Origin of the sequence: Polaribacter sp. (assembly GCF_039939415.1) — a bacterium.
Taxonomy (GTDB): domain Bacteria; phylum Bacteroidota; class Bacteroidia; order Flavobacteriales; family Flavobacteriaceae; genus Polaribacter.
The window spans coordinates 1-24,683 of sequence record NZ_JBDVJE010000037.1 but is presented as its reverse complement, the minus strand read 5'-3'; the positions used below and the strand labels follow the sequence as shown (position 1 = coordinate 24,683).

The 24,683-nt window shown below is 28.7% G+C and carries 22 protein-coding genes, 1 tRNA gene and 1 pseudogene; 12 read left to right on the top strand and 12 right to left on the bottom strand.

Annotated features, from left to right (window positions below):
• Window positions 1-53 precede the first annotated feature (53 nt).
• Complete coding sequence (gene der, locus ABJG40_RS05740) at window positions 54-1,364, bottom strand: ribosome biogenesis GTPase Der (protein WP_348023617.1); 1,311 nt, start codon at window positions 1,362-1,364, stop codon at window positions 54-56.
• 80 nt (window positions 1,365-1,444) lie between these two features.
• Here der and ABJG40_RS05735 point away from each other — a divergent pair, with 80 nt between their 5' ends.
• Complete coding sequence (locus tag ABJG40_RS05735) at window positions 1,445-1,972, top strand: GTP-binding protein (RefSeq protein ID WP_348023616.1); 528 nt, start codon at window positions 1,445-1,447, stop codon at window positions 1,970-1,972.
• On the opposite strand, the gene ABJG40_RS05730 is transcribed toward ABJG40_RS05735, so the two are convergent.
• Window positions 1,959-2,441 carry an Lrp/AsnC family transcriptional regulator gene (locus ABJG40_RS05730; protein ID WP_348023615.1) on the bottom strand — a complete coding sequence of 161 codons (483 nt, stop codon included), beginning with the start codon at window positions 2,439-2,441 and terminating at the stop codon, window positions 1,959-1,961. The two genes, ABJG40_RS05735 and ABJG40_RS05730, sit on opposite strands and share 14 nt — an antisense overlap.
• A gap of 135 nt (window positions 2,442-2,576) precedes the next feature.
• On the opposite strand from ABJG40_RS05730, the gene metE reads away from it, so the two are divergent.
• The gene (gene metE / locus ABJG40_RS05725) at window positions 2,577-4,889 is read left to right on the top strand and encodes a 5-methyltetrahydropteroyltriglutamate--homocysteine S-methyltransferase (protein WP_348023614.1); all 2,313 of its coding nucleotides are present in this window, start codon (window positions 2,577-2,579) and stop codon (window positions 4,887-4,889) included.
• Between the two features lie 102 nt (window positions 4,890-4,991).
• Here metE and era read toward each other — a convergent pair whose 3' ends face one another.
• Entirely contained in the window at window positions 4,992-5,876 is an 885-nt protein-coding gene (gene era / locus ABJG40_RS05720; protein WP_348023613.1) for a GTPase Era, read from the bottom strand.
• Between the two features lie 181 nt (window positions 5,877-6,057).
• Here era and ABJG40_RS05715 point away from each other — a divergent pair.
• Window positions 6,058-6,130 (top strand) — tRNA-Met (locus ABJG40_RS05715).
• A 396-nt stretch (window positions 6,131-6,526) separates the two neighbouring features.
• Here the strand turns inward: ABJG40_RS05715 and ABJG40_RS05710 are convergent.
• Window positions 6,527-7,750 carry a M28 family peptidase gene (locus tag ABJG40_RS05710; RefSeq protein WP_348023612.1) on the bottom strand — a complete coding sequence of 408 codons (1,224 nt, stop codon included), beginning with the start codon at window positions 7,748-7,750 and terminating at the stop codon, window positions 6,527-6,529.
• Window positions 7,751-8,017: 267 nt separating this feature from the next.
• Here ABJG40_RS05710 and ABJG40_RS05705 point away from each other — a divergent pair.
• The 3 genes and pseudogenes from ABJG40_RS05705 to lepA all read left to right on the top strand — a co-directional run.
• Window positions 8,018-8,491, top strand: a pseudogene (locus tag ABJG40_RS05705) (hypothetical protein); the annotation flags it as partial.
• 179 nt (window positions 8,492-8,670) lie between these two features.
• Window positions 8,671-8,946 carry an EF-hand domain-containing protein gene (locus ABJG40_RS05700; RefSeq protein WP_348023611.1) on the top strand — a complete coding sequence of 92 codons (276 nt, stop codon included), beginning with the start codon at window positions 8,671-8,673 and terminating at the stop codon, window positions 8,944-8,946.
• A gap of 113 nt (window positions 8,947-9,059) precedes the next feature.
• A complete protein-coding gene (lepA, locus tag ABJG40_RS05695; protein WP_348023610.1) occupies window positions 9,060-10,856 on the top strand; it encodes a translation elongation factor 4 in 1,797 nt (598 codons plus the stop codon).
• A gap of 208 nt (window positions 10,857-11,064) precedes the next feature.
• Here the strand turns inward: lepA and ABJG40_RS05690 are convergent, their stop codons facing one another.
• The 5 genes from ABJG40_RS05690 to ABJG40_RS05670 all read right to left on the bottom strand — a co-directional run bounded on the left by ABJG40_RS05690 (window position 11,065) and on the right by ABJG40_RS05670 (window position 16,999).
• Window positions 11,065-11,832, bottom strand: coding sequence for a LytTR family DNA-binding domain-containing protein (locus tag ABJG40_RS05690; protein WP_348023609.1), 768 nt, complete (start codon window positions 11,830-11,832; stop codon window positions 11,065-11,067).
• Window positions 11,833-11,945: 113 nt separating this feature from the next.
• Window positions 11,946-12,953 (bottom strand): histidine kinase, encoded by a 1,008-nt coding sequence (locus ABJG40_RS05685; protein WP_348023608.1) that lies wholly within the window; start codon window positions 12,951-12,953, stop codon window positions 11,946-11,948.
• Window positions 12,934-13,749: a CPBP family intramembrane glutamic endopeptidase gene (locus ABJG40_RS05680; RefSeq protein ID WP_348023607.1), complete on the bottom strand. Its 816-nt coding sequence runs from the start codon at window positions 13,747-13,749 to the stop codon at window positions 12,934-12,936. Before ABJG40_RS05680 ends, ABJG40_RS05685 begins: the two co-directional genes overlap by 20 nt.
• Window positions 13,718-16,093, bottom strand: a complete 2,376-nt coding sequence (locus tag ABJG40_RS05675; RefSeq protein WP_348023606.1) for a TonB-dependent receptor — start codon at window positions 16,091-16,093, stop codon at window positions 13,718-13,720. Before ABJG40_RS05675 ends, ABJG40_RS05680 begins: the two co-directional genes overlap by 32 nt.
• Window positions 16,094-16,303: 210 nt before the next feature.
• Window positions 16,304-16,999 (bottom strand): zinc metallopeptidase, encoded by a 696-nt coding sequence (locus ABJG40_RS05670; protein ID WP_348023651.1) that lies wholly within the window; start codon window positions 16,997-16,999, stop codon window positions 16,304-16,306.
• Between the two features lie 97 nt (window positions 17,000-17,096).
• Between ABJG40_RS05670 and ABJG40_RS05665 the strand changes: the two genes are divergently transcribed.
• The 6 genes from ABJG40_RS05665 (at window position 17,097) to ABJG40_RS05640 (ending at window position 21,428) form a co-directional block, all read left to right on the top strand.
• On the top strand, window positions 17,097-18,143 hold the full coding sequence (locus ABJG40_RS05665; protein ID WP_348023605.1) for an asparaginase: 1,047 nt from the start codon (window positions 17,097-17,099) through the stop codon (window positions 18,141-18,143).
• 207 nt (window positions 18,144-18,350) lie between these two features.
• Window positions 18,351-19,073, top strand: coding sequence for a MotA/TolQ/ExbB proton channel family protein (locus tag ABJG40_RS05660; RefSeq protein ID WP_348023604.1), 723 nt, complete (start codon window positions 18,351-18,353; stop codon window positions 19,071-19,073).
• A gap of 8 nt (window positions 19,074-19,081) precedes the next feature.
• A complete protein-coding gene (locus ABJG40_RS05655) occupies window positions 19,082-19,537 on the top strand; it encodes a hypothetical protein (RefSeq protein WP_348023603.1) in 456 nt (151 codons plus the stop codon).
• A 4-nt stretch (window positions 19,538-19,541) separates the two neighbouring features.
• A complete protein-coding gene (locus ABJG40_RS05650; protein WP_348023602.1) occupies window positions 19,542-20,162 on the top strand; it encodes a biopolymer transporter ExbD in 621 nt (206 codons plus the stop codon).
• 18 nt (window positions 20,163-20,180) lie between these two features.
• Complete coding sequence (locus tag ABJG40_RS05645; protein WP_348023601.1) at window positions 20,181-20,642, top strand: biopolymer transporter ExbD; 462 nt, start codon at window positions 20,181-20,183, stop codon at window positions 20,640-20,642.
• A gap of 108 nt (window positions 20,643-20,750) precedes the next feature.
• Window positions 20,751-21,428 carry a porin family protein gene (locus ABJG40_RS05640; protein WP_348023600.1) on the top strand — a complete coding sequence of 226 codons (678 nt, stop codon included), beginning with the start codon at window positions 20,751-20,753 and terminating at the stop codon, window positions 21,426-21,428.
• On the opposite strand, the gene ABJG40_RS05635 is transcribed toward ABJG40_RS05640, so the two are convergent.
• The 3 genes from ABJG40_RS05635 to asnS form a co-directional block, all read right to left on the bottom strand.
• Window positions 21,423-22,022 carry a hypothetical protein gene (locus ABJG40_RS05635; RefSeq protein ID WP_348023599.1) on the bottom strand — a complete coding sequence of 200 codons (600 nt, stop codon included), beginning with the start codon at window positions 22,020-22,022 and terminating at the stop codon, window positions 21,423-21,425. The genes ABJG40_RS05640 and ABJG40_RS05635 overlap by 6 nt on opposite strands.
• Window positions 22,022-23,479 (bottom strand): RNA polymerase factor sigma-54, encoded by a 1,458-nt coding sequence (gene rpoN / locus ABJG40_RS05630; protein ID WP_348023598.1) that lies wholly within the window; start codon window positions 23,477-23,479, stop codon window positions 22,022-22,024. The genes ABJG40_RS05635 and rpoN overlap by 1 nt, the downstream gene beginning before the upstream one ends.
• 24 nt (window positions 23,480-23,503) lie before the next feature.
• Window positions 23,504-24,683: asparagine--tRNA ligase (gene asnS, locus ABJG40_RS05625; protein WP_348023597.1), on the bottom strand; the 1,180-nt coding region annotated here is incomplete at its 5' end.

The window sequence follows — 24,683 nt, the reverse complement described above, 5'->3', positions numbered from 1 at the left end:
GTACAATATTACTATACATTTAGACGTATTAAAGTAACAAAAGTTACAGTGTTTTATTTTTGTCTAAAATAAATAGTAATAGGTGTTCCTCTAAAATCGTAAATTTCTCTTAATTTATTTTCTAAGAAACGTTTATAAGGATCTCTTACATATTGTGGTAAGTTACAAAAAAATGCAAATTGTGGAGTTGGAGTAGGTAACTGCATACAATATTTTATTTTTACAAACTTTCCTTTTGTAGCTGGTGGTGGGTAGCTTTTAACAATGTCTAACATTACATCATTCAACTTACTTGTAGGAATTTTCTTTTTTCTTTTCTCGAAAACTTCTACTGCAGTTTCTATTGCTTTAAATAAACGTTGCTTTGTTAAAGCAGAAATAAATACAATTGGTACATCTGTAAATGGTTCTATTTGTTTTCTAACCATTGCTTCAAAATCACGCATTGTATTAGTTTCTTTTTCTATTAAATCCCATTTATTAATTAAGATTACAACACCTTTTCTGTTTTTTTCTGCTAACCAAAAGATATTTTGGTCTTGTCCTTCAAAACCACGAGTAGCGTCTACAACTAAAATAATTACATCAGAATATTCAATAGAACGTACAGCACGCATAACAGAATAAAACTCTAAATCTTCTTTTACTTTAGATTTTTTACGAATTCCTGCAGTATCAACTAAGTTAAAATCGAAACCAAAACGGTTATATTTAGTATCAATAGAATCTCTTGTTGTACCTGCAAGATTAGTTACAATATTTCTGTCTTCACCAATTAAAGAATTTATAAATGATGATTTTCCTGCGTTTGGTCTTCCAACAACAGCAAATCTTGGTAATTCTTCTTTTTCTAAATCAATTTCTTCTGCCTCTGGCATTTTTTCTGTAATAGCATCTAAAATATCTCCAGTTCCACTACCATTAATAGAAGAAATTGTATGGTAACCACCTAAACCTAAATTGTAAAATTCAACAGCATCTGCATCACGCATTGCGTTATCAACCTTATTTACAGTTAAAAATATAGGTTTTTTTACTTTTCTTAGAAGTTTTGCAACTTCAGAATCCATAGGTGTAATTCCTTCTTCAACATCAACAACAAAAATGATGATATCTGCTTCATCAATAGCAAGATTAACTTGTTTTCTAATTTCTTCTTCAAAAATATCATCAGAACCCACAGCATATCCACCTGTGTCTATTACAGAAAATTCTTTACCATTCCAGTCAGATTTTCCATAATGTCTGTCTCTTGTAACACCACTCACAGAATCTACAATGGCTTCTCTTCTTTGTACTAAACGATTAAAAAGTGTTGACTTTCCTACATTTGGTCTTCCTACAATGGCAACAATACTATTCATCTCTATTGATATTTTTTGCAAAGATACAATTACTATATGATAAATAATTGTAAATTTAAATGGTTATAAACACCTTTTTTATGAATGAAAAAAAGAAGCTTTTAATTGAAAAAAGAAATAGCGAAATATTTTTACGACCAAGGTTTACGATTGATTTAGAAGACTCTTTTAAGGATGTTTTAAATCGTTTTTCTGATGAATTTAAGAAAGAGAAAACAACTTATAAAGGAAGTATTGTAGATGGACATGTTTTTATATGTGTTTCTAAAAAAGAGGAACACTTTTGGTCTCCACAATTACATTTAGAAATTTTAGAGAAAACGAATAAAACATCACTTTTAAAAGGGTTATTTGGTCCAAAACCACAAGTTTGGACACTTTTTATGTTTATTCATTTTGTAATAGGAATTTCCTTTTTAGGCTTTGCTATACTGCTTTTTAGTAAGCTGTCTTTAAAAGAACCTATCATTTTCCCTTTAGTTATGATGATTTTTTTACCACTAATATGGATATTATTGTATTTTTTAGGTAAAATAGGAAAGGATACAGGGAAATCTCAAATGAAAGACTTGCATGATTTTATGATAAAAATAATTAAAGAGGAATAGCGTAAGAATGTTTGATAACGCCTAATACAAAAGTACTATGTGCGCTTCCAATATTTTTAATTAATCCTAATTTGTTAATCACAAAATCTTGATAGTGCTTCATGTCTGCAATCATTATCTTTAATAAAAAATCATAATCACCAGAAATATTATAACATTCAGTTACTTCTTTTAGTGAGGTAATGTCTGAAACAAATTGATTTCCAATTTCTTTTGTATGTTCTTTAAGTGTAATATTACAAAAAACGGTTAATGATTTCCCTAGCTTTTCAGCCTCTAAAATAGCAACATATTTTTTTATACAACCAGCGTTTTCTAACTTTTTCACTCTTTCATAAACAGGTGTTGAAGATAGGTTTACACGAGCTGCAAGTTCTTTTGTGCTAAGATTAGAGTTGTTTTGTAAGATATTTAATAGCTTCCAATCTATTACATCTAGGTTTTGAAAAGAAAAATTCTCTTTTAACATCGTTATTTTATGTTTTAAAAATAAATTGTATCTGTAAAAATATAATTTTTTAGTGTTTTAATCTAAAATTAAGTATAAAAATAGACTAAAGGACTTTATTTTTAATATTTGCAAGGTAATTAAACTTGTATTATTATGAAAGCATCAATATTAGGATATCCAAGGGTTGGAGATCATAGAGAATTAAAAAAAGCGATAGAAAATTACTGGAAAGGAAAAATAGATAAAAATGAATTATCTATCATCAGTTCAGAAATTAGAAAGAAAAACTGGCAAACTCAAAAAAATATCGGAATTGATTTAATTCCTAGTAACGATTTTTCTTTGTACGATCAAGTATTGGATATGAGTATTACTTTAGGGTGTGTTCCAGATAGATTTGCAAATGATAATTTAACCGATTTAGACCTGTATTTTGCCATGGCTAGAGGTGTGCAAAAAAATGGTTTAGATATTACGGCGTTAGAATTGACCAAATGGTTTGATACAAATTATCATTATTTAGTTCCTGAGTTTAAAAAAGAGCAAGTTTTTAAATTAAATGCAAAAAAAATAATTTCAGAATACAAAGAAGCACTAGCATTAGGAATAAAGACTAAACCTGTTATTATTGGCCCTGTTACGTACTTGTTATTAGGGAAGGAAAAGGAAGTTGGTTTTAATAGGATTGACCTTTTAGATAGGCTGTTGCCAGTTTATGAAGATCTATTTGAAGAACTACATACGTTAGGTATTGATTATTTGCAGATAGATGAACCAATTCTTGCTATAGATTTATCAGAAAATGAAAAAATAGCATTTGTAAAAACGTATCAGCATTTTAAGAATAAAAAATTAAACTTCAAATTAATATTAGCCAATTATTTTGATTGCTTTGGTGATAATATTGATATAGCGCTTAGTTTACCTGTAGATGTTTTTCATTTAGATTTAGTAAGATGTCCATCACAATTAGGTGATATTTTAGAACATGCTAAATTTAACCCAAATACGATACTTTCTTTAGGCGTTGTTGATGGTAGAAATGTGTGGAAAAATGATTTTGAAAGTTCTTTAAGTTATATCAACAAAGCGTTAACTGTTTTAGAAGAAGATAAAATTTGGATTTCGAGTTCTTGTTCTTTATTACACAGTCCTTATGATTTAGATTTAGAAGACAATACAGAAAATTTACCTGTAGATATTAAACAATGGTTGGCGTTTGCAAAACAAAAATTGCAAGAAATAACGGTATTAAAAAGTTTAGCTTTAAAGGAAGATAACCCTGAAACAATAGCTGCTTTTGAAGCGAATAAAAAAGCCATCAATATTAAAAAAACATCTACTTTAATTCATAATAAAAAAGTAAGTGAACGCATTGCTAATTTAAAAGAGAGCGATAGTAAAAGAGCTTCTTCTTTTTTAACAAGACAAAAAAAGCAAAAAGAAGCGTTGCAATTGCCTTTGTTTCCAACTACAACAATTGGGTCATTTCCGCAGACGAAAGAAGTAAGAAGCTGGCGTTCTAAGTTTAAAAAGAAACAATTATCGCAAACAGATTACGATCAACTTATAGAAAATGAAATTACCGAAACAATTAAATTTCAAGAAGAAGTTGGTTTAGATGTATTGGTTCATGGTGAGTTTGAACGTAATGATATGGTTGAGTATTTTGGAGAATTGTTAGAAGGTTTTGCCTTTTCTAACTTTGGATGGGTGCAGAGTTACGGAACAAGATGTGTAAAACCACCCATTATTTATGGAGATGTATCTAGACTGAATCCGATGACGGTAAAATGGGCATTATTTGCACAGTCTTTATCAACTAAAATTGTAAAAGGAATGTTAACAGGTCCTGTAACAATTTTACAATGGTCTTTTGTTAGAAACGACCAACCAAGAGCTACCACCTGTAATCAAATAGCTTTAGCAATTAGAGATGAGGTAAGTGATTTAGAAAAAGCAGGAATTAAAATCATTCAAATTGATGAACCAGCAATTAGAGAAGGACTTCCGTTAAGAAAAGAGGAATGGAAAACATATTTAGATTGGGCGGTAAAAGCATTTAGAATTTCAGCAAGTAGTGTACAAGATGAAACGCAGATTCATACACATATGTGTTATTCTGAATTTAATGAAATTATTGGAAGTATTGCTGATATGGATGCCGATGTGATTACTATTGAAACGTCTAGATCTGAGATGGAATTATTAAATGTTTTTGTAGATTTTAAATATCCGAATGAAATAGGTCCTGGAGTATATGATATTCATTCTCCAAGGATTCCTTCAGAAGAAGAAATAGAAAATTTATTAGTAAAAGCAACCAAATTACTTCCTACAGAAAATATTTGGGTAAATCCAGATTGTGGATTAAAAACAAGAGATTGGCCAGAAACAAAAACGGCACTTATCCGTTTGGTAAATGCTGCTAGAAAATTAAGAGCTAAAGTGAACGTGCTTAGTTAACTGTAATGAAAAGAGGAAACCTATTTTATAAGTTTCCTCTTTTTTAATTTATTTCTGAATTGAAAAAAAACACATTATTATGCTGCTAAAGACAATTCGTAATTAACGTTGGTTGTAACCAAAACGTTTTAATTGAATTTTATCACTTCTCCAGTTTTTATTCACTTTTACGTACAATTCAATAAATACCTTTTTCTCAAAGAATTTTTCTAAATCTTTTCTTGCTTCAGCTCCAACTCTTTTTATAGCAGTACCTTTGTGACCAATAATAATACCTTTTTGAGTATCTCTTTCTACCATAATTACAGAACGAATTCTAACAATATTTTCTTCCTCAATAAATTCTTCAGTTTCTACTTCTACAGAATATGGAATCTCTTTTTTGTAATGCATTAGAATTTTTTCTCTAATTTTTTCATTTACAAAAAAACGTTCAGGTTTATCTGTTAGTTGATCTTTTGGGTAAAAAGCAGGTCCTTCAGGTAATAATTCCTTTATTTTTTCAAAAACGGCAGTTACATTAAAACCTTCTAATGCAGAAATTACAAATACGTCTGCGTTTGGAACTTTGTTTTTCCAATATTCAATTTTCTCTTCAACTTCTTGTTGAGATGATTTATCAATTTTATTTAATAAGAGAATAATAGGAATCTCACTATGGATTATTCTCTTGAAGAAAGCTTCATTTTTTAGCTCCTTTTCACCAATTTCTACCATGTAAATAAGTACATCTGCATCTTCAAAGGCAGATTTTACAAAATCCATCATAGATGATTGTAATTCATAAGCAGGTTTTAAAATCCCAGGAGTATCAGAAAAAACAATTTGATAATCATCTTCATTTACAATTCCAAGAATTCTATGTCTTGTTGTTTGTGCTTTAGAAGTGATGATAGAAAGTTTTTCACCAACCAAAGCATTCATTAGAGTTGATTTACCTACGTTAGGATTTCCAATAATATTTACAAAACCAGCTTTATGCATCATGTTGCAAAGGTAATTAGTTTTTCTATTTGATTAGAATTTAGCTGATTAAAAATTAATTAAAAATAATTTAAAAAAAGTTTGGTCAATTGTTTCAATAAGATGTATATTTGCAGTCCGGAAATAACATGTCGAATTTATGAATCGAAAGTTAAAAGCTAAGTTGTTTTTTCTAAATTAATATCGCGGGATAGAGCAGTAGGTAGCTCGTCGGGCTCATAACCCGAAGGTCACTGGTTCGAGTCCAGTTCCCGCTACTAATTAGAGTAATCAGAAATGGTTACTCTTTTTTTTGCTTTAAATTTAAGGATTATTCAAGTTTACAGGACTACAATTATGTGTAGTTTTTAATATTTACTTCAAAAATGGCACTCAATTAGGTACACCTTTAATTAAAAAATAAAATTATGGAAAACAGTAAATTTAGTGTGTTGTTTCTATTTTAAAGAAACAGATTAAATCAACAGAAAAAATGTCCTGTTAGATGTAGAATTACTTTTTTAAGAAAAAAAAATAGATCTCAGTATTTAAATGAATGTGAAATTGAGAGTCTGTAACAAAACCGTAAAATTTTGAAACAGGAACTACAATTAAAACTAAAATGATTAAATGTATCTTATTAATAAAGTCTGTTTTGTTTTTATCATTTTAAACTAAAAGTTTATTATTTTTTCAACTTCATTTTCACCTCTTTTTACAACAACTTTACTTTTGTCTCCTTTTTTAAAGACCGATAAAGCTCTCATATAACTCATCATATCAACAACAGTGCTGTCACCAAGTTTTATAACAATATCACCTTTTTCTAAACCTGCTTTTTGGGCGGGTTTGTCTTCAGAAATACCGTCAATACGCATTCCTTTTCCATCAAACATATAATCAGGAATTACACCCATTCCAACTTTAAAACGAGGAGAGTTTTTTCCTTCATTTTTTGTTTTCCTGAATACCAACTTTCCATTATTATCTAAATCAGTAATAATATTAAAAATATAATTACTAATAATTTCCATTCCAGGGTAGTTCAGTTTTTCAGCATCATCACCAGGTTTATGGTAGTCTTCATGTTGACCCGTAAAAAAATGTAAGACAGGTATATCTGCTAAATAAAAACTTGTGTGATCACTTGGTCCAACACCAGATTCTTGCTGAATCAATTTAAAATTGTTGTTGTGAGATTTTAAAGTTTGTTTAAATATTGGCGAAGTTCCTGTTCCGTACACTGCTAAAGCAGAATCTTTTTTTAATCTTCCAACCATATCCATATTTATCATATAAGATACTTTTTTAGTATCTATTGTTGGGTTTTTTACAAAATAATTAGAACCTAAAAGTCCCATTTCTTCACCAGAAAAAGCCATAAATAAGTAATTATTGTTGGTGTTTTTCTCTTTTAATTTGGCTGCCAAATTTAATAAAATGGCAATACCAGAAGCATTATCATCTGCACCATTATGTATTGCTTTTATAGAATCTCTATATAAAGAACCTTCACCACCATAACCTAAATGATCATAATGAGCGCCAATGATAATTGTGTTTTCTGCTTTGTTATCTGTAAAACCAATTACGTTATTTCCTGTTATAGTTCCATCCCCATTAACATCAAATTTTACTTCTTCATGCGGATTTGTTTTTGGTTTAAACGTAAAAGGTTGTAAAAATCCTTTTGTTCCTTTTGGATTTAACCCTATTTCTTTAAATCTTTTTACAATATAATCTGCAGCTGCTTTTTCTCCTTTTGTACCAGTTTGTCTACCTTCTAATTTATCTGATGCCAAAAATGTAACGTCTTCTTTAATTTTATTTTCTTGATTAATTGCTGGTTTACAAGAAATTAAAAAATATAAAAATATTAAAAATAGAATGTTTCTCATGATGATAAATATTGTTTTTGCAAAATTAGAGAATTATTATCACTTATTTTATTCAATAAAAATGAAATTTAAAATACTTTTTATCCTAGCTATATCTTTAGTTTTAGGAGCTTGTAAAATAAACAAGAAAGAAAAAACAGACGCGAAGTCTGGTGAAACAAAAAATGGGAAGGTGGATTAATTTACTCAGAAGAGATTCATTTTAAATCGATGAAGTAAATTACTTTTGGAGGTGATAATACAGAAACTTATTAGAGTTTTGATGATAAACAGATAACAGATCAATTAGGGTATGATGGTGGTGCATTTTTCTCTCCTGATGGAACCAAGTTAATTTTTCGTTCTTCAAGACCAAAAACAGAAACAGAAATTAAAGAATATCAAGATTTATTAAAAGAAGGTTTGGTTCAACCAACTGAAATGGAGTTGTATATCTGTAATGCAGATGGCTCAGAATTACGACAATTAACAGATTTGGGAAATGCAAATTGAAGTCCGTTTTTTCATCCTTCAGGAAAGAAAGTTTTATTCTCTTCTAATTTTGAGGCAGAAAGAGGATTTCCTTTTAATTTATACATGATAGATTTAGATGGTAAGGATTTAGAAAGAGTTACACATGGAGAAACTTTTGATGCTTTTCCTGTATTTTCTAACGATGGTAAAAAGTTAATCTTTTCATCTAATAGAAATAATGGAGGTGGTTATGATACCAACTTGTTTATTGCAGAGTGGCAAGACTAAAAGGATTGACAATCTGAAATACACCAAGTCATGATACCAACTTTTTTTTTGAAGGTTAGCAAGATTTAATGTATTTTATGTTATTTGTAAATAAGACATGTTTATTATCTTTTTTTCGTAAAAATTTCAAAATAATTTATTATCTTAATACCTTTATTAATTATTAAAAAAAATAAATATTGGAAGCAAAAGAAAACATATTAAGAAAGATTAGAATTTTAATTACGAATCAGTTTGATTCACCTGAAGAAGCTTTTAAGTTTTTTGATTCTGATAATGATGGAAGGTTGAAGAAAACAGAAATTAAAAAATTATTAAAAAGTGCAGCAGTAAATGGTTTTATTAGAGGTATTGTAGCAAATGAACTTTTAAAAGGTTATGACAAATCGAGTGATGACACTATTAGTTGGGAAGAATTTAAAGTTGCCATAGAAGAATTAGAAAGAGATTTATAAAAGAACACATTTAATCATAAAAAAAGTACAATGAATTTCATTGTACTTTTTTTATTTGACAAGGTTTTTAAATAACATATATTTGTCAGTTGAAAGCAGTTAGAAAACGAAGTATGAAGAATATTAGAAACTTTTGCATTATCGCACATATAGATCATGGTAAAAGTACATTAGCAGATAGATTGTTAGATTATACAGGTTCTGTTACTGAACGCGAAAAGCAAAATCAGTTATTAGATAGTATGGATTTAGAGCGAGAACGTGGTATTACCATAAAATCGCATGCCATTCAAATGGATTTTGAACATAAAGGAGAGCAATTTATATTAAATTTAATAGACACTCCTGGTCACGTAGATTTTTCATACGAAGTTTCTCGTTCAATTGCTGCTTGTGAAGGTGCTTTGTTAATTGTAGATGCTGCACAAAGTATACAAGCACAAACAATTTCTAACCTTTATTTAGCTTTAGAGAATGATTTAGAAATTATTCCTGTTTTAAATAAAGTAGATTTACCATCTGCAAATCCAGAAGAAGTAACAGACGATATTGTAGATTTATTAGGTTGCGATCCAGAAGAAGTAATTCACGCAAGTGGAAAAACTGGTTTTGGGGTTGATAATATCCTTGAAGCTATTATTGATAGAATTCCTGCTCCAGAAGGAGACCCTGAAGCGCCATTACAAGCCTTAATTTTTGATTCTGTTTTTAATTCTTATAGAGGAATTGAAACTTATTTTAGAGTTTTAAACGGTGAGATTAAAAAAGGACAAGAAATTAAGTTCATGGCAACTGGTAAAAACTATTTTGCAGATGAGGTTGGTACGTTAAAGCTAAATCAAGTTGTAAAAAAATCTGTTAAAACAGGTGATGTTGGTTATTTAATAACAGGTATTAAAACGGCTAAAGAAGTAAAAGTTGGAGATACCATTACAGATGCACACAACCCAACAACAGAAATTATAGATGGTTTTGAAGATGTAAAACCAATGGTTTTTGCAGGTATTTATCCTGTAGATACAGAAGATTATGAAGAGTTGCGTTATTCTATGGAAAAACTCCAATTAAATGATGCTTCTTTGGTATTTCAACCAGAAAGTTCTGCAGCTTTAGGTTTTGGTTTTAGATGTGGATTCTTAGGGATGTTACATATGGAAATTATACAAGAACGTTTAGAACGTGAGTTTAATATGACAGTTATTACAACTGTACCCAATGTTTCTTACCATGCTTACACAAAGAAAAATCCAGAGGAACTAATCTTGTTAAATAATCCAACAGATTTACCAGACCCATCTAGATTAGATAGAGTAGAAGAACCTTTTATTAAAGCTTCTATTATTACAAAATCTGATTTTGTTGGTCAAGTAATGAGTTTGTGTATAGAAAAACGCGGACAAATTGTGAATCAAACGTATTTAACAACAGAAAGGGTTGAGTTGATTTTCGAAATGCCTTTGGCAGAAATTGTTTTCGATTTTTACGATCGCTTAAAAACAGTTTCTAAAGGATATGCTTCTTTCGATTATCATCCAATTGGTATGAAAGAATCGAAATTAGTACGTGTAGATATTTTATTAAACGGAGATCCTGTAGATGCACTTTCTGCCTTATTACATGCAGATAATGCGTATTCTATTGGTAAGAAAATAGTTGAAAAATTAAAAACTTTAATTCCAAGACAACAGTTTGATATTCCTATTCAGGCAGCAATTGGAGCAAAAATTATTGCAAGAGAAACTACCAAAGCATTGCGTAAAGATGTAACTGCAAAATGTTATGGAGGAGATATTTCTAGAAAACGTAAATTACTAGAAAAGCAGAAAAAGGGTAAGAAAAGAATGCGTCAAGTTGGTAATGTAGAAATTCCACAAGAAGCATTTATGGCAGTTTTAAAACTGAATGATTAACCTTTTAGAGTAAAGTATTATATAAAAAATATAGATAAAAGAACCTTTTTGAGAAATTGAAAAGGTTTTTTTATTTGTAGCTATTTCCAGCTTTCACTACTCGCTTTTTTATTCAAAAAAGAATAAAAAGAGCTCAAACATGTCGTTCAATCTGGGCTAAACTTGTTTGCCAATTTTCTGCCTTAAGTTTTTATTTTGTTTCTAATATCTAGTTTTCTAACCATTTCCTAAAATCAGAAGTTGTAGAAGAACTTGTCATCACTTTTTCTTTGTGGTTTTTTACAGAAATGAGTAATCGGTTTTTAAAATGACTTTCAATATTTTCTATAAAATCAATATTTACAATCTCACTTCTGTTAATTTTAAAAAACTTCTTAGGATTTAATTGCTGAAAGATAGAACCTAAGTTTTGAGAAATTGTATGACGTTTTCCGTTTTTATCATTTACCAAACAAAAATCTCCAGAAGCTGTAATTAAAGCAATATCTATTGTGTTAAGTAATTGAATTCCGGCTGCTTTTTTAATTACAAATCGTTTTTTATAAGTAGTAGTATATTCTTCTTGTAAAGCAGATTTTAGAGCGTCTATAGTTGAAGTATCTAATACATTATAATCACCCTTAATAAATAAAGACTGATATTTTTTAATTGCTTTATCAAAATCATTTTGAGAATAGGGTTTTAAAATATATGCAATTCCGTTTGTATTAAATGCCTGAAACAGATATTCATCGTGTGCAGAACAAAAAATAATAGGAGTATCAATTTTTATTTTGTTGAATAAATCAAAGGAAATACCATCTAAAAGCTGAATGTCTGATAAAATAAAATCGTACATGTTTTCTTTTAAAAACTGTTCTCCATCAACAATACTTCTTGCCCAATCATGCGTTATTTTAATATCAAAAAAACTATCTAAGCATTTTATTAGTTTTTGATATGCAGGAATTTCGTCTTCTAAAATTAAAATTTTCATTTTTGTTAATTTTCCTTTGTCATTTCGACCTTGTGGAGAAATCTTATTGTAGAAATATAGATTTTTCGACTTCACTTTGTTCCGCTCAAAATAACATGTAATTGATTAAAATTTTATTCACTTAAAGTTATTATCGGAATAAAAACTTCGAACTTAGCATCCATATTATGAATTTGAATTTTTTCATCCGAAAGTAATTTATATCGTGCTTTTAAATTGTCTAAACCTGTCCCAAAAGATTCATTTGTAGATTTTATTTTCGACTTAGAGTTGGTAATAATCAGCCAACCTTTATTGATTGTTATTGTAGTTTTAATAGCACTTATTCCATCAGATTTATTGTGTTTAACTACGTTTTCTAACAAAGCTTGTATGGCTCCTGTAGGTATAAATTTATCTTTTAAAGTAATGTTTTCTTTAATTGTAAATTCATAATCATCACCAAATCTAGTTTTAATTAAGAAAATATAGTTTTTGGCAAATTCAATTTCATTAGAAAGTTCCATTACTTCTGCATCTTTAGTCTTAATTAAATATCTGTAAATTAAAGACAATCTATTAATATATTCTTTTGCTTTTATTGGTTGTGTATCTATTAAAGAGTCTAAAGTATTAAGATTGTTAAATAAAAAATGAGGATCTATTTGACTACGTAACAATTTTAGTTCGTTTTCTTTTTGTTTTTTTTCGACTTCTAATAATTCTGTTTTTCCTTCGTATAATTTTTTAACTAACAGAATACCAATAGGTAGACCAATCATGTCGGATGCGTTATACAAACCATTTTGAAGAAAAAGTATTATGGAAGAAATTTTAGTTATGTCTTTTCCAGCTGTTAAGTGTCCGATAAAGTTATCAATTGAACCACCTAATGTTAATATAGCAATTGTGTACATAAAAAACCGTAAGTAATCTTTTTTATAAACTAAAAACTTTGGTATAAGTATATGCAAAAAAAATAAGATTAATGATAGAGAAATAATTATATACAATGGAAAATCAACTATATATTCAATTAAATAATTACCTTCTCTGTAATAATCAATAATATTTAAAAAGATAGTTACTCCATAAATAATAGCCAATAAAGTCCAATCTGATTTATTCAGTTTTGTATTCATCTTTTTTTGAGTATTTTCTAAATATAATAAGTCCGTATATTAAACAAGGTAGTACTAAAATAACAGTAAATATAGCACTTTCAATATCCATAGGGTCATAAACAGTTTCTTTTATGGGTTTGCCCAAGCTATCAAGTTTTGCAACAAAATCTATGATGGCATGTATGATTATTAACGGATATATTCTTTTAGTAATTAATAATAAAGCTCCGAACATAAAGCCTATAAATGTAGCAAAAAATAATTGCGATATTTCGCCAGGTATTCCTTTGTTAAAATGAATAAGATGTAAAGCTCCGAAAATAAGAGAAGAAAAAAGAACTGCTTTCATTTTTGAGCCATTATTAAATTTAAGAATTAAAGGTAATAACACACTTCTAATACTTAATTCTTCAGCAAAACCAATAGATATGCAATAAAGAGTCAAAATTAGTATGTTGCTAAAATTGAAAGCTGGAATTTCACTTGGAATTAATAAGTTTAAAAGTACTAAATAAATTAAAGGAAATACTAGTAATAAAGGTTTTTCAACTTTAACTTTGGTTAAACCTCCTGTTTTAAATAAATCTTCTTTTCTAATAAGATATACAGAGCCAATGATAAGCAAGAGATTGAAAAATATTTTACTTATCGTTTGTGTATTATAATCGTTTATATCAATACTTAAAAGATACTTCGCAGTAGAAGTTTTTAAAATAAGTATAGAAATTATAAATAGCGTGAATACTACAATTTGTTTTAAAATGTTACTTTTCTTCATAATTTTAATTACTATCATTAATTCTGTTTTCTTCATCTCTGTTTAGGTTTCTTTTAGATTTTTTCTTGCCAAATTTAGAACCAAAACTATACACCATCCTTAATTGAATATTTTGCCTAGACTCATTACTTTCAATAGCTGCAACTCCATTACCATAATCAATATTACCTACAAAACCTCTATTTAACATTTTATTGAAGCCTAAATTTACTTTTAATTTATCATCTAAAAACTTTTTACCGAAAGAAAAATCTAATCCAGCTAACCAATCTACATCAATCTGACCTTCTAAAGCGCCTGTTCCATAATTTGCACTTAACTCAAAGTTGATATCCCAAGGTAATTGATAACTAGCTTGTACAAACCAAATCAAATTCCATTTATTTAAATCTACTCCAAAAGTTGAAGATTGGTAATCTGTGTTCGTTACAATTATACCTGTATAACCTTCTAAACCTTTTGTAAAACTTAATGGTGCAAATAATCTAAAATTCCAGTTTGCATTATTTTCTACGTTTACTTCTTGTTGTCTAATTTGAGCAGTTGTATTGTCTTGTGTAATTAAATCAAAGATAACATCATCAGTTTTGCTATAACCTATTGTAAAAAAAGGCTGTCCTTCATAGGTTAAATTAAATTGATAATTATTGGTGTAAGAAGGTGTTAAATTTGGGTTTCCTTCACCTGCAGAATAAGGATCTAAATACGTTTCAAAAGAGTTTAAAGTATTGTAAGAAGGTCTTTGAATTCTGTAACTATAAGACAAACTAGCACCTAAAACTTCCGTTAATTTTCTACTTACAGAAGTACTAGGAAAAACCTTTTTTATGGGTCTTTTCTTAACTTCTACTATTTGTTCTCCATCGTTTATAAATATAGATGTTCCGTCTGTGTTACTGTTTTCATAACGCAATCCACCAGAAAAAGACCATTTACCAGCAGTAGCATTTATTTTAGAATATATAGCAAAAATATTTTCATCAATTAAAAACTGACTGCTTAAATCTTCATCAAACTGAAAATTATTAACATCATCATGTGTAAAAGATTGTAAATCGTTGTCTGTTGTTACATTTGCATATCTTGTACCAGCGCTAACTTTTAAATTATCAGAAAATGTTTTAGTATAATCTAATCTATAGGTTTTTATATTATAAGTTCCATCTTGGTTGTATTTTCTATCTTGAAAAGATTCTGTGCTTTGTGCAGTTTCAAACAACGTATTTGTGCTGTTATTTTTAAAATCTACATAATTAAAATCAATTAAAAGCCTATTGGTTTCTGATTTGTATTCGTAATATGGATTGATGTTAAAATTTGTTCTATCTCTATCATACGCGTTATTGGTTAACAAAAGTTCTATAGAGGTTGGCTTTATAATATTTGTAATGTTATCAACAGTTCTTATAGAAGTTCTGCTTCTAAAACGACCACCAATACCAATTGAATTTTTATCATTAATATAGTAATCTACATTACCGCTAATTGTATTATTTACTGGGCTGTAAGGTTCTATTGTAGTTTGATCGTAAATTGTATCTGCAACTGTTCTTCTCAGAAACAAATCTTCTCTCCAAGTTGGTTTAGAGTGATTTGCACTTATTTGCCAATTTAACTTGTTTTTATAGCTGGCAATAGAAAAACCTGTACCATACTCGAAACCTTGATCTTTACCAACCCAAACATTTGTGCTTCCATGCGTACCTAATCTTACATTTTTCTTTAAAATAATGTTAATAATTGCTCCAGAACCAGAGGCTTCATATTCTGCTCCAGGTTGTTCTACAACTTCAATTTTAGAAATATTATCTGCAGGAAAATCTCGTAATAAAGTTTCTACATCCATATATTCTGTAGTTTTTCCGTTAATCAATATTCTAACGCCTCTGTTTCCTGCAATAGAAATTCCGTTGTTTGTAACTAAAACACCAGGAATTTTACGCATAACATCTTGCAAATTTGTATTTGTCATTTCGGACTTTTCTAAATCTACAATTAGTTTTTCTGCAGTTTGTTTAATAACTGGGCGTTTACTTTTTATAACAATTTCGTTTAAAGTCTGACTTTCTTCTTTTAAAGTAAAGTTAAATATTTTGTTAGTATTTAGGTTGAATTCTTTAATAATTTGAGTTTCAAAACCCAGCATAGAGATTTCAATTTTGTATTTTCCTGAAGAAATATTTTCTAATTTGTATTCGCCTTTATCATCAGAAACTGTTCCTTTAGGATTTTCTTTACTTCCAATTTCATATAAAACAATATTTGCAAAAGGTAATGGAGTGTTTTGTTCATCAACAATTTTACCTGAAATGGCATGTTGAGAGAAGCTTGCTAAAACTCCGAATAATAAAATAAAAATGGTTGTTGTAAAAAGTTTCATTTGATTGATTTTTAATAATACACTTCAAAAGTGTCTGTTTTGTTACAATTAAAAAATGAAAATCTGATGAAATGGGTTAAATACCAGTTAAAGAGATTTTCTTTTTCTATAAAGTTAAGACGCTTAAAACCAACCAAAAGTTTCCTGTAATAAAAAAAAGCTTCTAATTTTAGAAGCTTTTTTAAAAATATAGTATAAAATATAGAGATATTAATCTCTATTTGCCATCAATCTTAAAACCCAATAAGCTAACATTGCTAAAGAACCTAAAGCAGCAACTAAATAAGTTCTTGCTGCCCATTTTAAAGCATCTTTTGAGCCAGCAAATTCTTCTCTACTAACAATATTTTTATTTTTTAACCAAGCCAAAGCTCTGTTACTTGCATCATATTCTACTGGTAATGTAATAAAGCTAAATAAAGTAGCCATACCCATTAATACAACTCCTGCAAGTAGAACCCAGTATCCTAAACTAGAAGCAGCACCCAAAACTAAACCTCCCATAACTAAATATTGAGAAAATTTTGAAGATACATTTACCATTGGTACCAATTGAGATCGCATTGTTAACCATTTATAGGCTTTTGCATGTTGTACAGCATGACCAACTTCATGAGCAGCAACAGCAGCAGATGCTGCGTTTCTTTGGTTGTATACAGATTCACTTAAATTAACAGTTTTATTTTGTGGATTGTAATGATCTGTTAAACTTCCGGGAGTAGAAATAACTTTTACATCAAAGATTCCATGATCAGCAAGCATTTTTTCTGCAATTTCTAAACCACTCATTCCATTTCTTAGCTGAACTTTAGAATATTTTTTAAATTTTCTTTTTAAAGTGTTACTTACTAACCAGCTAAAAAGCGATATTACACCTATAATAATGTAGTATTCCATTCCAATCATCATAATTTATATTGTTTTAATTTGTATTTCATTTTTGTTTGATAAATTTACAACATAAAGTATTCCATTTTATTGTTTGGGATATAAAAATGACAAAATGACAAATAAACCCAACATATTACTACTATATACTGGTGGAACAATTGGTATGATTAAAGATTACAAAACAAATGCTTTAAAAGCGTTTGATTTTAGTCAGATTATAGACAAGATTCCAGAGTTACAACAGTTAAACTGTAATATTAAAAGTATTTCTTTTGATGAACCTATAGATTCATCAAATATGAATGCAAAATATTATTCAGATATTGTTAATATTATTGAAAACAATTATAAAAAGTTTGATGGTTTTGTTGTTTTAACAGGTTCAGACACCATGTCTTATACCTCTTCAGCAATTAGTTTTATGTTAGAAAATTTGCAAAAACCAATTATTTTTACAGGTTCTCAACTACCAATTGGAGATTTAAGAACAGATGCAAAAGAAAACTTAATTACTTCAATTGAGGTAGCAAGTGCAAAAAAGAATGGAGTTTCAGTAATTACTGAAGTTTGTTTGTATTTTGAGTATAAATTATATAGAGCCAATAGAACAACCAAAATAAGTTCAGAACAATTTGAAGCTTTTACGTCAATGAATTTTCCTCCGCTTGCAGAAAGTGGAGTACACCTTAAATTTGATGACCATTTAATTGAAAAATCAAAGAACAAAGACAATAAATTAATTGTAAGAAAAAAATTAGTTGATGAAGTTGTTATTTTAAAATTATTCCCTGGTATTTCTAGGCAAGTTGTAGAAAGTATTTTAAACATACCAGGATTAAAAGGGGTGGTTTTAGAAACTTATGGAGCAGGTAATGCTCCTAATTCAGGGGTTTTTATTAGTTTATTAAAAAACGCAATAGATAAAGGAATTAAAATAATAAACGTAACTCAATGTAAAAGTGGTAATGTTATTATGGGGCATTATGATACAAGTTTGATGCTTAGAGATATAGGAGTAATTAACGGTAGAGATATTACCACAGAATCTGCTATAGCAAAATTAATGTATCTATTAGACAAAAAGTTATCTATAAATGATTTTAAGAAATATTTCGAAAAATCATTAAGAGGAGAATTAACTGATAAATATCATTTTTAGTTGTATAATTGAAGAAATTCAACGTTTAATGCACAAATAGATTGATTTTTTTTTTAAATCCTCAATATTTTTTTGTTACTTGGCAGTCTCAAAGACAAAAGGAAAGTATAGCCTTGAAAATTATATTTACAAAGCTACTTTCTATTTTTTTTGAGATAATAACATTAAATTATAACCCGTTAACTATTAAAATTAATTATAACAAAGATGAAAAAAGTAGTAAATGTCCTTTCTGTAACAGGATTTATGTTTTTTGGAGCTATTCAATCAACTTTCGCACAAGAAGCAGCTGAAGAATCAAAAACTTTCCACCAAGAATTAAAACAACGTTTTATTGAAGGAGGTCCAGAATTTATGGGGATTGTATTAGTAGCCTTAATTTTAGGTTTAGCTATTGCAATTGAAAGAATTATTTATTTAAATATGGCAACAACTAATACTAAGAAATTAGTATCTAAAGTAGACGATGCATTAAGTTCAGGCGGTATTGAAGCAGCAAAAGAAGTTTGTAGAAATTCTAAAGGACCAGTAGCATCTATCTTTTACCAAGGTTTAGATAGAGTAGATGAAGGAGTTGATGCAGCTGAAAAAGCAGTAGTTTCTTATGGTGGAGTTCAAATGGGGCTTTTAGAGAAAAATATCTCTTGGTTATCTTTATTCATTGCATTAGCACCAATGCTTGGATTTATGGGAACTGTAATCGGGATGATTCAAGCCTTTGATATGATTGCTGTAGCAAATGATATTTCTCCAGGAGTTGTGGCAGTAGGTATTAAAGTAGCCTTATTAACAACTGTATTTGGTTTAATTGTAGCAATTATTTTACAGATTTTTTATAATTATATCGTTTCTAAAATTGATAGTATCGTTAACAACATGGAAGATGCTTCAATTCAATTAATTGATTTATTAGTAAAATATAAAAAATAAGATATATTATGAAGAGTAATTTATCAAAATTTTTAAGCATTTTTATAGCTGTAATAGCTATAATTGGAGCATTTCTCTTCATCAGAGTATTTATGACTGATGGGGAAGATACAGAAGCATTGAGTGGTGCTGTAGGAGGGATTGTTTCTTTCTCTACTATCTTACTATACTTTGCAGTTGGAGCAACTTTGGTTCTTTCTTTAATTGGATTATTTAGAAGTCCAGATAATTTAAAGAAAACATTATTAGGAGTAGCTATTTTAGGTGTAGTTTTAGTATTTGCTTACTTTTTAGCTGATAGTAAGGTAGTTATAGATTCTGCAGGTAAAATATTAGAAGGAGGAGAAGAAGGAGCAGCTTCTAATCAGTGGGTAGGAACAGGAATTTACTACAGCATAGTTTTGTTGTTAGTAGCAGGAGCGTTCTTTGTATTAGACTTATTAAAAGGACTTATTAAATCGTAAAAATATGGCAAGAAGAGAGAATCCCGAAATTAATGCAGGTTCTATGGCAGATATTGCCTTCTTGCTGTTAATCTTTTTCTTAGTAACTACAACCATGAATGTGGATTCTGGAGTTTCTAAAAAACTATCTGAAAAACCGCCAGCAGATTATGTGCCGCCGGTAATTAAAGAGAAAAACATTTTTGAAGTAAACATTAATAGAAATAATGAGCTTCTTGTTGAGGATGAGCATATGGATATTAAAGATCTTCGAGAAGCTGCAATTGCTTTCATCGATAATGGTGGAGGAGTTGGTAAAGTTGAAAATGGTGTTGCTAGTGGACCGTGTGATTATTGTCAGGGATTAAGAAGCGAAACTTCTTCTGATCACCCTAACAAAGCAATTATATCGGTACAGAGTGACAGGTTAACAGAGTATGGAACATATCTAGCAGTTCAAGATCAATTGTTAAGAGCTTATTCTGAGTTAAGAAATAGGTTAAGTATTGCAAAATACAAAATACCTTTTGCTGAACTAGAAGAAGCTTATAAAGATGATAAAACCAACGAAGCTTTAAAGAAAAAAGTTGATTTTATTAAAACAAGTTATCCGCAAATTATTTCGGATGCAGAACCTACAAATTAATCTTTAAAATTTAACAATATGTCTAAGTTTAGAAAAAAGAAAAAAGGAATGCCAGCAGTTAATACTGCTGCGTTACCAGACATTGTATTTATGTTGTTATTTTTCTTCATGGTAACTACTACTATGAGAGAAACTTCATTACAAATTGATGCACCTAGGTTGCCTTCTGCATCAGAGGTAAAAAAGTTAGAACATAAAAGTTTAGTAACTACAATATATGTAGGTAAAGCTAAGGACGCTAAGTATGGTGTTAGTTATAATAGAATTCAATTAAATGATAAAATAGGAAAACCAGAAGATGTACCTGCATTTATAATTAATGCTAGGTCTAAAGTGTCTGAAGCTGAGGTTCCGTTTATGACTACGTCAATTAAAGCCGATAAAGAATCTAGTGTTGGTACAATTACAGACATTAGATTAAAATTAAGAGATGTAAATGCTCTTAAGATTAGTTATTCTGCTTCTAAAACAACTGATTAATTAATTATAAATTTTATTTAAAAAGGATAATTCATTAGAATTATCCTTTTTTTTATGTCTTTAATTTAATAATAAAATATTGTATGTTTATATTGCGTTTATTTTAATATGAAAACAGTTGTATCTTTTTTTCTTTTTTTTAGTTTTGCAGTATCAATAAATGCTCAAAAAGATTCTCTAAATATTGGAGATAGATATGCAGAAGATCAAATTTATACAATTATATCTTATGCACAATTATATGATCAACCTACTTTAATTTCAAAAAGTAATTTTTCTTATTCACTTTCTGCAGGTTTTATTAAAGATATCATTTTAAACAAACAAGGTAGTATTTCAATAGCAGCTGGTGTAGGCTATAGTTTCGATCTTTTGAATCATCAATTAAAAGTACAAGAAATTAATAATTCGAGTGTTTTTGCTTTTGATAATTCTATAAGTTCGAACTTATTTAAATCTCATAATTTAGAATTTCCTCTAGAACTTAGATGGAGAACTTCTTCAGCTAACAAATACGATTTTTGGAGAATTTATACTGGGATTAAATTCCTCTATAATTTTTCTAATACTTTTCAATTTGAAGATTCTAATACAATAGCTTTTAAATATTCAAATATTTCTAGCTATAATAAACTACAATATGGCTTAACTATTTCTGCAGGATATGATGAATTTAATATGTATGTTTTTTATGGTTTAACTCCTATTTTTGATAATAGTACATTAAATGGAGAAACTATAAATACCAAAATGTTAAAATTCGGTTTAATTTTTTACATCTTATAAAAAATAGAAAATAATAATAGGCGATATTAAGCCGAAAAGAAAGCCTAAATAAACTTCTGCTTGTGTATGTGCTTTTAATTGTAATCTTGCGGTACCAAGAATTCCAGAAAGTATAAAACAACCAATAATAACTATCAATAAGTTTTTGTTGTGTGTATAGTTCATTACTATAAAAAATCCTGATGTAATACCTAATGATAATAAATGGATACTCGTTTTAAGTTTAAATGCGAAGAGAATATAAATAAAAATAAGTCCTAAAGTAGTAGCATAAAATAATAAACCTAAATCAAATAAATTAGAGATATCTCTTAAGGTATTACCTAAAAGATAGAATAAAACAATCATCATTGCAATAGGAACTTTCCTTTCTCTAATACTTTCTGCTTTAAAAGATTTAATTAAATTCATTTTCTTAAAAAGAAATAGAATTGCTAAAGGAATAATATAAGTAGTTATAAAAATTAACCCTAAGACAGCAAATTTTTGATTGCTATTAAAACTGTTAGGTATTAATAGAAAATACAATATTATCCCTATTGTAGGAATTACAATTGGGTGTAAAATTACTGATATGAATTTGTAAAATTTCACTATATTTCTTTTCGCAAACGCGCAACAGGTAAATCTAATTGTTCTCTATATTTTGCAACAGTTCTTCTTGCAATAGGATATCCTTTTTCTTTTAATATTGCTGCTAGTTTTTCATCTGTTAGTGGTTTTTTCTTGTTTTCTTCTGCAACCACATTTTCTAAAATTTTCTTTATTTCTTTTGTAGAAACATCTTCTCCTTGATCATTTTTCATAGACTCAGAGAAGAACTCTTTAATTAATTTTGTACCATAAGGCGTAGATACATATTTACTATTTGCAACTCTAGAAACAGTAGAAACATCCATATTTATTTTGTCAGCAATATCTTTTAAAATCATGGGTTTTAACTTACGTTCATCACCTGTTAAAAAATAATCATATTGATAATGCATTATTGTATTCATGGTAACTAATAGGGTTTGTTGACGCTGTTTAATCGCGTCTATAAACCATTTTGCTGCATCTAATTTTTGTTTGATAAAGAAGACAGCATCTTTTTGTGATTTGCTTTTTACAGTTGATTCTTTATATCCTTTAAGCATGTTGTTGTATTCTTTAGATATATGCAATTCAGGTGCATTTCTAGAGTTTAAAACCAAATCTAATTCTCCATCAATCAATTTAATAGAAAAGTCAGGTACTATTTGTTCTGCAATCTTATTATTACCTGCGTATGAACTACCAGGTTTAGAATTTAATTTAGATATTTCTATATTTACTTCTTTTAATTCTTCTTCTGAAATATGAAATTTTTCTTGAAGTTTTTTGTAATGTTTTTTAACAAAATGATCAAAAGCATTTTCTAAAATATCAATTGCTAAACTTCTTGTTTTGTTTTTGTCTTTTCTTTTTAATTGTATAATTAAACATTCTTTTAAATCTCTTGCGCCAACCCCAATAGGATCAAGTGTATGAATTACTTTCTTTAAAATAGCGATTACTTTTTCTTCTGTAGTAAAAACATTTGCTGTAAAAGCTAAATCATCTACTAAATCTAAAATATCTCTTCTTATATAACCACTATCATCTATACTACCTACTAAAAATTCTGCAATAGACTTCTCTTCATCATCAAAACTATAGGTGTTTAATTGATTTTTTAAAGACTGATGAAAGCTAGTTCCTGCTGCATATGGTACGCTTTTTTCTTCATCATCTGATGAGTAATTATTTGCTTGCATTTTATAATTAGGAACTTCATCATCACTTAAATATTCATCTATGTTAATATCTTCAGCATCAATTTTTTCTGAACCTGTATCATCAAATTCGTTTGACAAATCTTCATCTACAGAATCAGATTCATCTTTACCAGTGTCTAGTGCAGGATTTTCCTCAATTTCTTGTTTTAAACGTTCTTCAAATGCTTGTGTTGGCAATTGAATTAATTTCATCAACTGAATTTGTTGAGGAGATAATTTTTGTAAAAGTTTATATTGTAAGCTTTGTTTTAGCATAGATTTAAATATACGAAATTCTGTTTAAAATTCTGCGTTTTGGGGTGTTCTAGGAAAAGGAATAACATCTCTAATATTACCCATACCTGTTACAAATTGCACCAATCTTTCAAAACCTAAACCAAAACCAGAATGTACTGCTGTTCCAAATTTTCTTAAATCTAAATACCACCATAATTCTTTTTCATCTATATTCATGGCTTTCATTTTTTCTAATAAAACATCAAAACGCTCTTCACGTTGTGCACCACCAACTATTTCTCCAATTCCAGGAAAAAGAACATCCATAGCTCTTACAGTTTTTCCATCATCATTTAAACGCATATAAAATGCTTTGATATTTGCTGGGTAATCAAACAAAATAACTGGGCATTTAAAATGTTTTTCAACTAAATAACGTTCATGTTCTGATTGTAAATCTGCACCCCATTCATTAATTGGAAATTGAAATTTCTTCTTTTTGTTTGGTTTAGAATTACGTAAAATATCTATAGCTTCTGTATATGAAACACGTTTAAAATTATTGTCTGCAACAAAACGAAGTTTTTCTAGTAAGCTCATTTCACTTCTTTGAGCCTGAGGTTTGCTTTTTTCTTCTTGTGTTAAACGTTGGTTTAAAAAGGCTAAATCATCTTTGCAACTATTTAATATTGAGTTTAAAACGTATTTAATAAAATCTTCTGCCAAATCCATGTTTCCATCTAAATCCATAAAAGCAACTTCAGGCTCAATCATCCAAAATTCTGCTAAATGTCTTGTTGTATTAGAATTTTCCGCTCTAAAAGTTGGTCCAAAAGTATAGGCTTTACCTAAAGACATTGCATAGGCTTCAGCTTCTAATTGACCAGAAACTGTTAAGTTAGTTTCTTTACCAAAGAAATCTTTTGAATAATCAATCTTTCCATCTTCAGTAATAGGGGCTTCATTGTCTTTAAAAGTTGTTACTCTAAACATTTCTCCTGCACCTTCTGCATCTGAACCAGTAACAATAGGAGTATTAACATAGTTAAAATCTCTTTCTTGAAAATATTGATGCACAGCAAAAGACAGTTTAGATCTTACACGCATAACAGCACTAAAAGTGTTAGTTCTCATTCTTAAGTGTGCATTTTCACGTAAAAACTCGAAACTATGTTTTTTAGGTTGAATTGGGTATTCATCTGGATTTGATTCTCCTAAAATTTCGATCTCAGAAACTTGAATT

Bases quoted from the DNA above. Each gene is read 5' to 3' on its own strand.
- ABJG40_RS05680 (WP_348023607.1), bottom strand. From the start codon at position 13,749: ATGAAGAAAACAGAATTAATGATAGTAATTAAAATTATGAAGAAAAGT.
- ABJG40_RS05650 (WP_348023602.1), top strand. From the start codon at position 19,542: ATGGCAAGAAGAGAGAATCCCGAAATTAATGCAGGTTCTATGGCAGAT.
- ABJG40_RS05640 (WP_348023600.1), top strand. From the start codon at position 20,751: ATGAAAACAGTTGTATCTTTTTTTCTTTTTTTTAGTTTTGCAGTATCA.
- der (WP_348023617.1), bottom strand. From the start codon at position 1,364: ATGAATAGTATTGTTGCCATTGTAGGAAGACCAAATGTAGGAAAGTCA.
- ABJG40_RS05710 (WP_348023612.1), bottom strand. From the start codon at position 7,750: ATGAGAAACATTCTATTTTTAATATTTTTATATTTTTTAATTTCTTGT.
- lepA (WP_348023610.1), top strand. From the start codon at position 9,060: ATGAAGAATATTAGAAACTTTTGCATTATCGCACATATAGATCATGGT.
- metE (WP_348023614.1), top strand. From the start codon at position 2,577: ATGAAAGCATCAATATTAGGATATCCAAGGGTTGGAGATCATAGAGAA.
- ABJG40_RS05645 (WP_348023601.1), top strand. From the start codon at position 20,181: ATGTCTAAGTTTAGAAAAAAGAAAAAAGGAATGCCAGCAGTTAATACT.
- ABJG40_RS05690 (WP_348023609.1), bottom strand. From the start codon at position 11,832: ATGAAAATTTTAATTTTAGAAGACGAAATTCCTGCATATCAAAAACTA.
- ABJG40_RS05730 (WP_348023615.1), bottom strand. From the start codon at position 2,441: ATGTTAAAAGAGAATTTTTCTTTTCAAAACCTAGATGTAATAGATTGG.
- ABJG40_RS05685 (WP_348023608.1), bottom strand. From the start codon at position 12,953: ATGAATACAAAACTGAATAAATCAGATTGGACTTTATTGGCTATTATT.
- ABJG40_RS05735 (WP_348023616.1), top strand. From the start codon at position 1,445: ATGAATGAAAAAAAGAAGCTTTTAATTGAAAAAAGAAATAGCGAAATA.
- ABJG40_RS05660 (WP_348023604.1), top strand. From the start codon at position 18,351: ATGAAAAAAGTAGTAAATGTCCTTTCTGTAACAGGATTTATGTTTTTT.
- ABJG40_RS05665 (WP_348023605.1), top strand. From the start codon at position 17,097: ATGACAAATAAACCCAACATATTACTACTATATACTGGTGGAACAATT.
- era (WP_348023613.1), bottom strand. From the start codon at position 5,876: ATGATGCATAAAGCTGGTTTTGTAAATATTATTGGAAATCCTAACGTA.
- ABJG40_RS05670 (WP_348023651.1), bottom strand. From the start codon at position 16,999: ATGATTGGAATGGAATACTACATTATTATAGGTGTAATATCGCTTTTT.
- rpoN (WP_348023598.1), bottom strand. From the start codon at position 23,479: ATGCTAAAACAAAGCTTACAATATAAACTTTTACAAAAATTATCTCCT.
- ABJG40_RS05675 (WP_348023606.1), bottom strand. From the start codon at position 16,093: ATGAAACTTTTTACAACAACCATTTTTATTTTATTATTCGGAGTTTTA.
- ABJG40_RS05655 (WP_348023603.1), top strand. From the start codon at position 19,082: ATGAAGAGTAATTTATCAAAATTTTTAAGCATTTTTATAGCTGTAATA.